Consider the following 13126-nt stretch of genomic DNA (forward strand, 5'->3'; position numbering starts at 1 on the left):
ATCGCTGGCGGTCCTGCCATGCATTGTTTTCGCATTGGTCATCGGCATTGCCGGGCAGGTGGGGGATCTGTTTGCATCAGAATTCAAACGATCGGCCGGCATCAAAGACTCCGGAACGCTGCTTCCTGGCCACGGGGGGTTTCTCGACCGGTTGGATGCCCTTCTGTTTGCCTCGCCGCTTGCCTATCTGTTGAAAATCAGTATATTCTGACGAGAATCGGACCATGAAATCACTATCCATACTGGGTGCAACCGGCTCTATTGGCTCAAATGCACTTGAAATTATAAGACAATTCCCGGATCGGTTTACGGTGATCGCGCTTACGGCGAAGACCCAGGTGGCATTGCTGGCCCGTCAGATTGTCGAATTCACCCCCCGGTTGGCCGCCGTGGTTGACGCCGACCATGCCAGGCAATTGAGGGCGTTGCTGCCACCGGCTCTCGACGTGGAAATTGTTTTTGGAGAAGCGGGGTATGTCGAGGCAGCCACCTGTCGGGAAACCGACATGGTACTGGGTGCCATGGTGGGATCGGCCGGTTTGGTACCGACCCTGGCCGCCATCGACGCCGGTAAAGACATCGCCCTGGCCAACAAGGAAACCCTGGTCATGGCCGGCGCCATCGTGATGGAGAAAATCGCCGTTCGTGGCGTCAAACTGATGCCCGTGGACAGTGAACACAGCGCCATTTTCCAGAGCATGGCCGGTCACGGTCACCATGGGATCCGGGAGATTTTGCTGACCGCATCCGGCGGCCCGTTTTTGAACCGTCCGGCCGAGGAATTCACCTCCATCACCCCACGAGACGCCCTGCGGCACCCCAACTGGTCCATGGGAAGCAAAATTACCATCGACTCGGCGACCCTGATGAACAAGGGGCTGGAAGTGATCGAAGCCCGGTGGCTGTTTGACATCGACTTTTCCCGGATCAAGGTTGTGGTCCACCCCCAAAGCATCGTTCATTCGATGGTCTCCTATCAGGACGGCGCGGTGATGGCGCAGATGGGTGTGCCGGACATGAAGGGGGCCATTGCCTATGGCCTTTCCCATCCCGGACGGCTGCCGCTGGATGTTCCATCACCTGATTTTGCCCATATCGGTCAGTTGACTTTCGAAACGCCAGATCGGGCGCGGTTTCCCTGCCTGTCCCTGGCCTACCGGGCCGGTGAACAGGGGGGGACCCTGCCTGCCGTGCTCAACGCCGCCAACGAGGTGGCCGTGGCCGCGTTTCTGGACAACCGGCTGCCGTTTCTGGGAATTTATCAAATTGTCGATCAGACCCTCAACCGTCATTGCGCCAACACCGGTTCGGACCTCGGCCAACTGATCGAGGCGGACCGTTGGGCCAGAGAGACGGCCCTTGCGCTGATCCACCGGCAGGAGCGTTAACGTATCGCCTATGACCACTAATATTTTTGCCTTTGTCGTCGTTCTCGGCATTCTGATTTTCTTCCATGAGCTGGGACATTTCCTCGTAGCCCGGATGTTTGGCGTCGGTGTAGAGAAATTCTCACTGGGTTTCGGGCCGCGCCTTTTCGGCAGAACCGTGGGGTTGACCGACTACCGAATTTCCGCCATTCCCCTGGGAGGCTACGTCAAGATGGTGGGGGATGAACCCGATGCCGAGCTGGCTCCGGAGATGATACCCTATTCGTTCACCCACAAACACGTGTTCAAGAAGATCATGATTGTGGCTGCCGGTCCCTTTTTCAACCTGCTGTTGGCGGTGATTATCTATACCGGCTTTTTCATCTTCATCGGTACCGAGGATATCCGCCCGGTCGTCAACCATGTGGCCAAGGAGAGCCCGGCAGCCCAGGCAGGTCTTCAGACCGGCGATCTGGTTGTGGCTGTCGACGGGTCGACGGTGGCCTCCTGGAGCGATATCAACCGGCTGGTCGCCGATGGCCATGGCCGCGCCGTGCGCATCAGCGCCAAACGTGAGGATTCTTTTTTCGATGTCTCGGTCGTCCCTCAAACCAAGGTGGCCAAGGATATTTTGGGGGACGATGCCCCCTACTACGATATCGGTTTTTCCGGATTGGCGCCCTTAAAGGCCGTTGTCGGAGAAGTCGCCGATGGCTACCCGGCCAAAAAGGCCGGCATGCAGCCGGGGGATCTGATCGTCGCCATCGACGATCAACCGGTAGACAGCTGGAATACGATGAAAGCGATCATCTCCCAAAGCCATGGCGAGCCGATGAGGTTGCGGGTTGTCCGCGGCGAGGAAAACCTCTCGGTCGACATCGTGCCGGTTCTGTTCAGTGAGGAAAACGTGCTTGGGGAGAAGGTGGACAGTTACCGGATCGGCATCTCCACACCGGGCCTCGATATTCCCGATGCCGATCGCATCACCATCAAACGGGGTTTTTTTGAGGCGGTCGCAGAGAGTGTGGACCAGACCTACCAGATCTCCCGGTTGACCCTGTTGAGCATCGGCAAGCTGATCAAGGGGACGGTCTCCACCAAGACGTTGGGCGGTCCCATCATGATCGCCGAAATGGCTGGGCAGCAGGCCAAAGCAGGATTTACCAATCTGATTTTTTTCATTGCCGTACTGAGCATCAACCTGGCCGTGCTCAATTTCCTGCCCATTCCGGTTCTCGATGGCGGTCACCTGATGTTTTTTTTCATCGAGGCGGCCATTCGTCGCCCCATCAACGTCCGCATGCGTGAGATCGCCCAGCAGGCCGGTATTTTTATCCTGATTCTGCTGATGATTTTTGTGTTCTACAATGATATTATGCGCATTTTTTCAAGCTGAGGAAACCATGCCGCAACGAATCGAAATCACCTTGAGGGAGCAGCTTCTTGACGCCGAGGGGCAGTCCCTGCGTCTCAAAGCCAAGAACTATTTTGACATCGATCTGCACCAGGTGCGCACCATTCATATCGTCACCATCGATGCGGATCTGACCGCCGATCAGGTTGAGCGGGCGCGCACGGAGATATTCACCAACCCGGTGACCCAGGTGTCGTCCCTGCAGCCCCTGGATGTGGATTTCGACTGGATCATCTGGGTCGGGTATCGCCCCGGTGTCCGCGACAATCCCGGCGCCACCGCCGTGGAGGCGGTGGAAGACCTGTTGCGGCTGCGGCTGAAACCCGGGCAAGCGGTCTATACGTCTAAACGGTTTTGTCTGAAGGGCAGCGGCGTCACCCGCCAGGATGTCGAAAAAATTGCCGGCGAGCTGCTGGCCAACGACATCATCCAGCAGTGGGCGGTCTTCGACCACAGCCAGTGGGATCCTGCCCTTGGCATCGGGTTTGTCATTCCCAAGGTGATGCTCGACCATCAGCCAGAGGTGGCGACCCTGTCCATCGACAGCGACGAGACGCTGACCCGGCTCAGCGACCAGCGCAGCCTGTCCCTGAACCCCAGGGACATCCCCACCATCCGGTCCTATTTTCTAAAGCCGGACGTGCAGCGGCAACGCCGACAGGTATCCCTGTCAGATCCCACGGATGTGGAGCTGGAATACATCTCCCAGGCACGCAGCGATCACTGCAACCACAACACCTTTGGCGGCCGGTTCCACTATCGGGACCTGGAGACCGGAAAAACGGAGACCATTGACAGCCTGTTCAAGACGTTTATCGAAGGCCCCACGCTGGCCCTGAAGGCGCAAAAGCCGTGGGTGGTCTCCGTGCTCTGGGACAATGCCGGGGTGGGGCGTTTTGACCCCGATCACCACTACGTGATCACCGGGGAAACCCACAACTCGCCATCCAACATGGAAGCTTACGGCGGGGCCATTACCGGCATCGTGGGTATTTATCGGGACCCCATGGGCACCGGCAAAGGTTCCAAACTGATCATGGGCAGCTACGGCTACTGCGTCGGGCCGCGTGATTACTCAGGAGACCTAAAACCGCGGCTTCACCCCCGGCGCCTGCTGGATGGGGTGATCGAAGGGGTGCGCGACGGCGGCAATAAAAGCGGTATCCCCACGCCCTTCGGGCAAGTGATGTTTCACCCGGGATACCTGGGAAAATGCCTGGTTTTCGTGACGGCATTGGGCATCATGCCGGCTGAGATCAACGGCGAGCCATCGGATCAAAAGACTATCCTGCCCGGGGACCTGGCCATTATGCTGGGCGGCCGGGTGGGCAAAGACGGCATTCACGGCGTTACCGCCTCTTCGGCTTCCTTTTCCGAGCACACGCCGGCCGGGCACGTCCAGATCGGGGACCCGTACACCCAGAAGAAGATGCACGATTTTCTGCTTGAGGCCCGCGACGAAGGGCTGATCCGCTTCATCACCGACAACGGCGGCGGCGGGCTTTCCTCTTCCATCGGCGAGAGTGCGCTTTTTTCCAACGGCTGCGATGTCCAGCTGGAAAAGGTGCCCCTGAAATACGACGGTTTGGACCAATGGGAGATCTGGATCTCCGAATCCCAGGAGCGCATGACCGTCGCCATCGATCCTGCGCATCTGGATCGTTTCATGGCGCTGAGTCGGCAGCATGCTGTCGAGAGCAGCGTGATCGGCACCTACACCGATACCGGGAAGCTTCATATCACTTACAACGGGGCCACCTGTGCATACATCGATCTGGATCTGCTCACATCGGCCTTTCCCCAGTGGGAGTTCGATGCGGTCTGGCGGTCGCCGGCCCTGCGCGGCCTGACCGAGCCTGTGCTGGGCGTTCCGGAGGATTACGCGTCCCTGTTCCTGGATATGCTCGGGAGACCCAACATCTGTTCCAAGGAGTGGGTGTGTCGCCAGTACGACCATGAGGTGCAGGGCACCAGCGTGATCAAACCCCTGGTCGGCGCCGGGCGGGATGTCCCCTCCGATGCGGCCGTCATTCGTCCGGTGCTGAGCTCGCAGCAGGGCCTGGTTTTCTCACAGGCGCTGATCCCCATGCTTTCGGCCATCGATGCCTATCACATGACCGCCTGCACCATTGACGAAGCCGTGCGCCGAGCCATCGCCGTGGGAGGGGATCCGGACCATCTGGGCGGCGTGGACAATTTCTGTTGGCCCACCATCCAGTACGATCCGCTGAAAAATCCGGACGGCAAGCATAAAGCCGCCCAGCTGGTGCGTTCGTGCCGGGCACTCAAAACGATGTGCCTGGCCTACGGCATTCCGCTGCTGTCCGGCAAGGACTCCATGTACGTGGACGGGTATCTGCCGGGCCGCTATGGTGAAACCCACAAGGTCTCGGCGCTGGAGACGCTGCAGTTCTCGGTTGCCGGCGTGATTCAGGACGTGGGTCAATGCCTCACCATGGATGCCAAAGTCCCCGGAGATCGGGTCTGGATCGTCGGGCTCACCAAAAACGAACTGGGCGGCTCGGAGTACTATGAGCACCTGGGCCATGTGGGCTTGAACGCCCCCATCGTCGACCCCGATACCTTTGCCGCCCGCTATCGCACCATGGCAAAAGCGGTGAAAATGGGTCTTCTGGCTTCCTGCCACGGCATCTACAGAGGCGGGCTGGCCGTTCATCTGGGCCTGGTGGCCATGGGGGGCGAGTTGGGCCTGTCGGTGGACCTGCGCCTGGTGCCGTCGGAAGGCATCGACCGGGACGACACCTTGCTGTTTTCGGAAAGCGCCGGCCGGTTTATCGTTACCGTGGCCCCTGACAATCAGGAAGCCTTTGAACGGCTGGTTGCCGGTCATCCGGCGGCCTGTGTGGGAGAGGTGACCGAGACGCCGCAATTGAAAATCACCGGCTTCGATGGCAAGTGCCTGGCAGACTTGCCTGTCGAACGAATGAAGTCGGCCTGGAAAGGGCCTTTTGAGGATCTGATATGAGCGCAAAACCGAACGTACTGGTGCTGACGGGGTTTGGCCTGAACTGTGATCATGAAACAGCATATGCCTTTGAACTTGCCGGGGCCGAGGCCAAGCGGGCACACATCAACGCCCTGATCGCCGGCGAGGTGCGTCTGGATGATTTCCAGATTCTGGCCTTTGGCGGCGGCTTCAGTTGGGGCGATGATCATGGCGCCGGGGTGATTCAGGCCCTGCGCCTGAAGACGAACATCGGCGACCGTCTGCTCGATTTCGTGGCTGCCGGAAAGCTGATCATCGGCATCTGCAACGGATTTCAAACCCTGGTCAACCTTGGGTTGTTGCCCGGGGTCGATGGGGATTACACCCGGCGGTCCGTGGCCTTGACCTACAACGACTGCGGCAATTTTCGCGACCAATGGGTCCGCCTGAGGATCGATTCGGACTCGGCATGCGTGTTCACCAAAGACATTCAGACCCTCGAGCTGCCGGTCAGGCATGGTGAGGGGAAGTTCTATGCGCAAAACCAAACACTGAGAACGTTGGCGGACAACCATCAGGTCGTCATGCAATATGCCATGCCGGACGGCCAGTTGGCCGACGGGGCCTTTCCTCACAATCCCAACGGCTCCCTGGCGGACATCGCCGGTATCTGTGATCCCACCGGACGCATTTTTGGCCTGATGCCGCACCCGGAAGCCTACAACCATGTCACCAATCATCCCGATTGGACACGGCAAATGGAAAAGCTCAATCGGGCCGGGATAAGCACTGATGGCCGGCGGGGAGATGGCATCCGGATCTTTGAAAATGCCGTGGCCTATTTCAGTTGAACCGCGCTAGCGAGCGCATTCCCCGCCGCTTGCCGCGGGGAGGGCTCAATCATCATTCGACCATCTCCCATCGTGCGGTTTAGATCACGCCAACGGCAGCGATAGGCTAAACCATTCCGGCATTCAACATCCGTTACAGCAAATCCAGAAATATGAACAACCAGAGACTGCTGACAAAAAGGGAGTTGCACATATACCGAATCCTGATCCGCTTGTTTTTATTGATCGGGCGAATTCCTCGTGCAATCAGCAAAAAAATCGGCAACCTGCTCGGCGGTGCAGGGTTCTGGCTGGACAGGCGGCACCGAGAGATTACGCTAAATAACATTGCGCTTGCTCTGGGCAAGGAACTGGACCAGACGCAGCAGTTAACCCTTGCAAAAGCGGTATACCGACATGTGGGCCAGATCCTCTTTGAGGTGGCGTGGTCGTTGACTGTAAGTTTAAAAACGTTGGACCAAGTCATCGCCGTCGAAGGGCTGGAGAATTTCAAAGCGGCCCATGAAAAGGGTAATGGGATCCTTGTGATTGCCGCTCATATAGGTAACTGGGAGCTTTTATCCATTGTCGGGAAAAGGACGGGCATTCCCATAAACATCGTTTACCGGCCGCTCGACTTCAAACCGTTGAACCTTTTTTTTGAGAAAACGAGATCCCGTTTCGGTGCCAAGCTGATACCGTCCCGCAACGCGCTGCTCAAAATATTGAAGGTGTTGAAAAAAGGTGAGGCCGTAGCCATGTTGATGGACCAGAACGTGGACTATTACGACGGTGTGTGGGTGGATTTTTTCGGTCACCCGGCCTGTACCAGCAAAGCCATGGCCGTGATTGCCCTGAGAACCGGGGCACCCGTGCTGCCAGTATTTCTTTATCGCGAAGCGGGGGGCTTTAGAGCCGTATTTGGCAAGATCCTTCCGCCGGTGACTACCGGTGACCGAACCACGGATATTGAAGTCAATACAGCACGATACACCAAGGTTATCGAGGATGGCATTCGCAGACAACCCGATCAGTGGTTCTGGCTCCATCGGCGATGGAAGACCAAACCTTACTCCCCTTGGCCCAGAAAGTAATCCACTGTTATGAACACACGCATGCCCACGCTCGCAAAAGCTGAGCGAATTCTCATCCGGTCCACCAATTGGATCGGTGATGCGGTGATGACCACGCCGGCGGTCAGGACCATCCGGGGCAACTTCCCCAATGCCCGCATCAGCATGTTGGCCAAACCGTGGGTGGCGCCGGTATTCGCCCACAGCCCGCATGTTGATGAAATCGTCGTGTTTGATGCATACGGGAGACACAAGGGTGTGAGCGGGAAGATCCGTCTGGCCAAGGAGCTGCGCCGCCATCGATTCGACACAGCCATTTTGCTCCAAAATGCCATCGAAGCGGCGTTGCTTGCATTGATGGCCGGCATCCCCCGCCGCATCGGGTTCGACACCGACGCCCGTCGGCTTTTACTGACCCACCCGGTGCGTTGCACCAAGGCGATCAAGTCGATTCACCAAACCGGCTACTACCTGGAGATCCTGAAGGGTGTCGGCCTCCGGCCGGGGACTGCCGAACTGGAGCTTGTTGTTGGTGAAGACGATCAAGGGAAGGCCCGTCGATTACTCAGCCAACATGGGGTCGATCCGGACAAGCGAGTCATCGGCCTGAATCCGAGCGCCACCTTTGGTCCAGCCAAACAATGGCTCCCCGAACGATATGCTGCATTGGGAGACCGGCTAAGACGTGAATCAGGGGCCACCATCGTAATTTTCGGCGGACCGTCGGACCAGGATCTGGGACGGTCTATCACCCAAATGATGACTGGTCCGGTCATCGATTTCAGCGGCAGAACCAGCCTGAGTGAAGCCATGGCGCTGATCGATCGATGTGATGCCCTGGTAACCAACGATTCAGGCCTGATGCATGTGGCCGCCGCATTGAACACGCCCCTGGTGGCCATTTTCGGCTCTACCAATTGGACGACCACCAGCCCGCACAGCCCGACCAGCCGGATCGTTCGAGTGCCCATCGAATGCAGCCCCTGCATGCAGCCGGTCTGCCCGCTGATCCACCACAACTGTATGAAACGGGTGTCGGTGGACATGGTGTTCGATGCCGTAAAAGGCCTGCTGTGAAGATTCTAATCGTCAAACTCAGCGCCATTGGCGACGTGATCCATACCCTGCCGGCGTTAAACGCCCTGCGTGAGCACTATCCGATGGCCCACATCACCTGGTTGGTTGAAGCGGGTGCAGCGGACCTGGTTGTCGGGCACAGGGCTTTGGATCGTGTGATCGTATCGAAACGCAAGCACTGGATCGACCAGCTGAAAGGACGGGGGCGCTGGACGGCACTTTCTGAGATTCGTGAATTCTTGGGCGAACTGCGCGACACCCGCTACGACATGGTCATTGATTTCCAGGGGCTGCTTAAAAGCGGCGTCCTGGTCTGGCTGGCCAGGGGAAAACGAAAAATCGGTTTCGACAAGGGGATGCAGCATCAGGAACACAGCTATCTGCTTCTGAATGAACGCATTCCGCCGGTGGATATGGAAGTGCATGCCCTGACCCGGGGGTTGATGCTTTTAAAGGCCATCGGCATCCATACAAAAAGCGTGGTATACGACATTCCTGTCTCCGATGGTGACGATGCTGCAGTCAAGGCCTTATTGGAAAGTCAGCATATATCCGGCACCCGTCCACTGGTGGCCATTAACCCCGTCGCCCTCTGGGAAACCAAGCTGTGGCTGAATGACCGGTTTGCCCTGCTGGCCGACCGTTTGGTTAATGACTACCACGTTGATGTCGTGTTTACCGGTGGTCCGTCCGACCGGCAGGTCGTGGATGGCATCCGTTCAATGATGAAGGCAACAGCGGCAAACTTGGCCGGGCGAACCAGTTTGAACATGCTGGCGGCCCTCTATCGCCAATCCGCGCTTCTCGTCACCACCGATACCGGCCCCATGCACCTGGCGGCGGCGATGGACACCCCGGTGGTGGCCCTTTTCGGCCCGACCGCGCCATGGCGGACCGGCCCGTTTGGCCCTGGTCATCAGGTCATCCGCACGGCTCCTTCGTGCAGCCCTTGTTTTAAACGTCGCTGCGATAGCCACCGGTGCCGATGCATGACGGACATTTCAGTGGATAGGGTCCTGTCGCATATCCAACGGATCGACAATTTCAAAAACCGGCGGACGGTTGTGCAATGAACGTATCGGTTATCATCACCACATATAATTGGCCGGAGGCATTGGATCTGGTCCTTCGATCCGTCGTCGATCAAACCATCGGCGACTATGAAGTCATCATCGCTGATGATGGCTCCCAGGCAGCCACGGATGCGACCGTCAAGCAGGTGTTGTCTGATACGGATCTGCCCTGGAGGCATGTGAAGCACGAAGACGATGGAATCCGCCAGGCCAGAGTTAAAAATATGGGGGTAAAGTATGCGTCCGGACAATATCTGGTCTTTATGGATCACGATGTGGTGCTTCATCCCGATTTTCTTAAGGATCATCTAAGCATGGCCGAGACCGGATGTTTTCTGCAGGGCAAGCGTGCGTTCCTGTCGAATGATCAAACCCAAAACGCATTCAGAACCAAGCAGGTGATGCCCTGTTCTTTATTCTCCAAGGGGCTAGAGAATAGAAAAAATGCGCTGCGATGGACCGCGTTGGGAAAACTGATGGGCCGGAAAAAGTCTTTTCAGACGTCGTTGAGGGGCTGTAACCTCTCCATGTCGCGATCGGACTTCATCAGGGTCGATGGTTACGATGAAACATTCGATCAGCTGTGGGGACGGGAGGATTCGGATATCTGCTATCGATTGTTCCACAGCGGGGTCAAGATTAAGAACTTGTGGTTTTCAGCCCTTCAATATCACCTTTTTCATCCCTCCATCAAAAACAGGCAGCGGGACAGGTTGGATGAAGAACTGCAGACGATCACAAACACCAGGCGAAAGACGGCGGTCAAAGGGTATTCCCGTTTATCGGAAGAGGGGGGTATTGTGGCGTCTTCCAGCCACTGACCCGGTGCATCGGCAACTGCCCATACCATTTTGGCCATTGTGTTTCTGTCTAAACTGATAAAGGACGATGATCGCATGTATTTCAATAAACGCGTTTTGGTCACCGGTGGTGCCGGTTTTCTCGGATCGCACCTTTGTGAACGACTCCTTGCAGAAGGGCAGGATGTCCTTTGTGTCGACAATCTGTACACGGGAAGCAAGCATCATATCGCGCATCTGCTGAGCGATCATAATTTTGAGTTCATGCGGCACGACATCACCTTTCCGATGTATGTGGAGGTCGATGAAATTTACAACCTTGCGTGTCCCGCATCACCGGTTCACTATCAGAACGATCCGGTGGCGACCACCAAAGTCAATGTTCATGGCGCCATTAACATGCTTGGGCTGGCAAAACGACGTCGGGCGAAGATATTACAGGCGTCGACGTCCGAAGTCTACGGTGACCCCGATGTCCATCCCCAACCTGAATCCTACGTCGGCAGTGTCAACCCCATTGGCCCCCGATCATGTTATGACGAGGGGAAGCGCTGTGCCGAGACCTTGTTTTTTGACTACTGGCGGCAGCATCGACTGCAGATTAAGATAGCCAGGATTTTCAACACCTATGGTCCACGAATGCATCCGAACGACGGCCGCGTGGTGTCCAACTTTATTGTGCAGGCGTTAAATGATCAACCCATCACCATATACGGTGACGGCTCTCAGACACGATCCTTTGCCTACGTCGACGACCTGATCGAAGGCTTAGTCCGATTAATGAAAACAGACGACGCGGTAACCGGGCCCATCAACCTCGGTAACCCCGGTGAATTTACCATCCTGGAATTGGCCAAAAAAATAATCGAGATTACGGGATCAACCTCAAAAATCGTACACCACCCGCTGCCGATCGATGATCCGCGAAAACGAAAACCCGACATCTCCCTGGCTCGAGATATTTTAAAGTGGCAGCCTGCTGTCGATCTGGACGCCGGGCTGGAAAAAACAATTGCCTATTTTGAAACGCTTTTCTCGGAGAAATGATGCGCCAAGCCTTCTGGAGGGTGGGTCGGTGATGGACGCGGATGCACCCAAAAAATGGCTGATTGTGGCCCATTGTTTCAATATGGATGGCCGGGCCGCCAGCCAGACGATCACCGACAGGCTTCCCCTGTTGATGGAACGAGGCGTGATGCCCATGGTCGTCAGCGCACCGACCGGTATAAAAGACCGCCGTTTTCCCCATTGTCAGGTATTCAGCCCCGCACCTTCAGGCTTCCTGTTCGAAGCCCGTCACGTCATCGCCGGAAAAACAAAGGCTTTGTCGCTGCGCCGCTTGCTGAAAGCCCTGCTGACCCTGCCGCTGCTTCCTTTCCTGTTGATTGAAAAGCTCTTTATCAACCTCGACAGTCACTGGTCCTGGTTCCTTACCGCATCGATTCAAGGGTGGCGGGTGGCCAAAAAAAATCGTCCTGCCCTCGTGTATTCAACGGCAGGCCCCTCGAGCACGCACCTGGCGGGGTACTTGATTTCAAGGATGTGCGGCCTGCCATGGCTGGCGGAGGTTCATGATCCGCTGATCATGGACATCCAGAAGAGACGCTACCAGCGCTATCGTTTTCACCGATGGCTTGAAACATTGATCTTCAAGCATGCCGATGCAGTGATTTACTTTACTGAAAAAGCATTGGCCAGTGCCGAAAACAGGACCGGGGTGTCCGGCAAGGGGCATGTGTTGAGGCCTGGAGCGAACCCCCCGCCGGTCGGCACGGTTGGCTACGAAAAAAGAAGACAATTTCATTTAGGGCATTTCGGATCCCTTGCCGATGACCGCAATCTGGGTGATGTTTTCAAAGCCTTGGATGTATTGAAGCGGGAACACCCACAGGCTGCCAGGGATGTGGTCCTCGATGTTTACGGATCCCAATTGGACCGCACATCGAGACATCTTTTGGATCGCTGTGACGTCCACGAAATGGTTCATCTCCACGGACGCATTGAGCACGATCCAAAAACCGGAAAATCGGGCAGGCAACAGGTCATCGAGGAAATGCATCGTTGTGATGTGCTGGTTTTGATGCAAGGAGACAGCACCGCCGGAGCAGAGTACATCCCGTCGAAACTATATGAATACGTGTTGACGCGCCGGCCGGTGTTGGGAATCGTCCTGGAAGGTTCGGAAGCCGACCGGATCCTGAAGGAAGGCGGTCATGTCACCATCCAAAAGGGAGATGTCAACGCGATTGTCCGCGCGCTGAAAGCCTTTTTGGATGAGTGGGAGAATGATGGCGTTGCCGAACTGAAGGGCCGGGGTGTCTTTACGATCGAAAAGGCGGTTGATCAATTGATCCACATCACCGCGAGTCTGGACTGAAACGCGACAGGGAGCGCATTCCCCGCCGCTTGCGAAGGGGTAGCGAGGGAACTGAAAATAGGCTTTCATCTTATACCGGAAAGAAACACGATGCATGATCTGGTGCTGTTCTGCAAGTCCTATGACAAGGATATGCTCAGGGCTAGACGGATGGCTGACAGTGTTCAA

Annotated in this window: 11 protein-coding genes; all 11 read left to right on the forward strand. The window is 56.7% G+C overall.

From position 1 onward, the window contains the following. A partial coding sequence (locus ABYV26_RS10315; RefSeq protein WP_372680697.1) for a phosphatidate cytidylyltransferase occupies nucleotides 1-211 on the forward strand: 211 nt, incomplete at its 5' end. 13 nt (nucleotides 212-224) lie between these two features. Beyond that, nucleotides 225-1388 (forward strand): 1-deoxy-D-xylulose-5-phosphate reductoisomerase, encoded by a 1164-nt coding sequence (locus ABYV26_RS10320; RefSeq protein WP_372680699.1) that lies wholly within the window; start codon nucleotides 225-227, stop codon nucleotides 1386-1388. A gap of 10 nt (nucleotides 1389-1398) precedes the next feature. Then, a complete protein-coding gene (gene rseP / locus ABYV26_RS10325) occupies nucleotides 1399-2763 on the forward strand; it encodes an RIP metalloprotease RseP (protein WP_372680700.1) in 1365 nt (454 codons plus the stop codon). Between the two features lie 7 nt (nucleotides 2764-2770). After that, nucleotides 2771-5767, forward strand: coding sequence for an AIR synthase-related protein (locus ABYV26_RS10330; protein WP_372680702.1), 2997 nt, complete (start codon nucleotides 2771-2773; stop codon nucleotides 5765-5767). Then, nucleotides 5764-6579 carry a phosphoribosylformylglycinamidine synthase subunit PurQ gene (locus ABYV26_RS10335; RefSeq protein ID WP_372680704.1) on the forward strand — a complete coding sequence of 272 codons (816 nt, stop codon included), beginning with the start codon at nucleotides 5764-5766 and terminating at the stop codon, nucleotides 6577-6579. The genes ABYV26_RS10330 and ABYV26_RS10335 overlap by 4 nt, the downstream gene beginning before the upstream one ends. Before the next feature lie 152 nt (nucleotides 6580-6731). Further along, nucleotides 6732-7652 (forward strand): lysophospholipid acyltransferase family protein, encoded by a 921-nt coding sequence (locus tag ABYV26_RS10340; RefSeq protein WP_372680706.1) that lies wholly within the window; start codon nucleotides 6732-6734, stop codon nucleotides 7650-7652. 21 nt (nucleotides 7653-7673) lie between these two features. Beyond that, on the forward strand, nucleotides 7674-8708 hold the full coding sequence (gene waaF / locus ABYV26_RS10345) for a lipopolysaccharide heptosyltransferase II (RefSeq protein ID WP_372680708.1): 1035 nt from the start codon (nucleotides 7674-7676) through the stop codon (nucleotides 8706-8708). Beyond that, a complete protein-coding gene (waaF, locus tag ABYV26_RS10350) occupies nucleotides 8705-9781 on the forward strand; it encodes a lipopolysaccharide heptosyltransferase II (RefSeq protein WP_372680710.1) in 1077 nt (358 codons plus the stop codon). The genes waaF (ABYV26_RS10345) and waaF (ABYV26_RS10350) overlap by 4 nt, the downstream gene beginning before the upstream one ends. Further along, nucleotides 9778-10602 carry a glycosyltransferase gene (locus ABYV26_RS10355; RefSeq protein ID WP_372680712.1) on the forward strand — a complete coding sequence of 275 codons (825 nt, stop codon included), beginning with the start codon at nucleotides 9778-9780 and terminating at the stop codon, nucleotides 10600-10602. The genes waaF (ABYV26_RS10350) and ABYV26_RS10355 overlap by 4 nt, the downstream gene beginning before the upstream one ends. Nucleotides 10603-10677: 75 nt before the next feature. Further along, complete coding sequence (locus tag ABYV26_RS10360; RefSeq protein ID WP_372680714.1) at nucleotides 10678-11628, forward strand: UDP-glucuronic acid decarboxylase family protein; 951 nt, start codon at nucleotides 10678-10680, stop codon at nucleotides 11626-11628. 31 nt (nucleotides 11629-11659) lie between these two features. Continuing rightward, complete coding sequence (locus ABYV26_RS10365) at nucleotides 11660-12958, forward strand: glycosyltransferase (RefSeq protein WP_372680716.1); 1299 nt, start codon at nucleotides 11660-11662, stop codon at nucleotides 12956-12958. Nucleotides 12959-13126: the final 168 nt, after the last annotated feature.

It is taken from the genome of Desulfosarcina sp., from assembly GCF_041551955.1.
In the GTDB taxonomy this organism is placed as follows: Bacteria; Desulfobacterota; Desulfobacteria; order Desulfobacterales; family Desulfosarcinaceae; genus Desulfosarcina.

Excerpts from the sequence above, each read along its gene's own strand:
- ABYV26_RS10320 (WP_372680699.1), top strand. The coding sequence starts at position 225 with ATGAAATCACTATCCATACTGGGTGCAACCGGCTCTATTGGCTCAAAT.
- rseP (WP_372680700.1), top strand. The coding sequence starts at position 1,399 with ATGACCACTAATATTTTTGCCTTTGTCGTCGTTCTCGGCATTCTGATT.
- ABYV26_RS10330 (WP_372680702.1), top strand. The coding sequence starts at position 2,771 with ATGCCGCAACGAATCGAAATCACCTTGAGGGAGCAGCTTCTTGACGCC.
- ABYV26_RS10335 (WP_372680704.1), top strand. The coding sequence starts at position 5,764 with ATGAGCGCAAAACCGAACGTACTGGTGCTGACGGGGTTTGGCCTGAAC.
- ABYV26_RS10340 (WP_372680706.1), top strand. The coding sequence starts at position 6,732 with ATGAACAACCAGAGACTGCTGACAAAAAGGGAGTTGCACATATACCGA.
- waaF (WP_372680708.1), top strand. The coding sequence starts at position 7,674 with ATGCCCACGCTCGCAAAAGCTGAGCGAATTCTCATCCGGTCCACCAAT.
- ABYV26_RS10355 (WP_372680712.1), top strand. The coding sequence starts at position 9,778 with ATGAACGTATCGGTTATCATCACCACATATAATTGGCCGGAGGCATTG.
- ABYV26_RS10360 (WP_372680714.1), top strand. The coding sequence starts at position 10,678 with ATGTATTTCAATAAACGCGTTTTGGTCACCGGTGGTGCCGGTTTTCTC.
- ABYV26_RS10365 (WP_372680716.1), top strand. The coding sequence starts at position 11,660 with ATGGACGCGGATGCACCCAAAAAATGGCTGATTGTGGCCCATTGTTTC.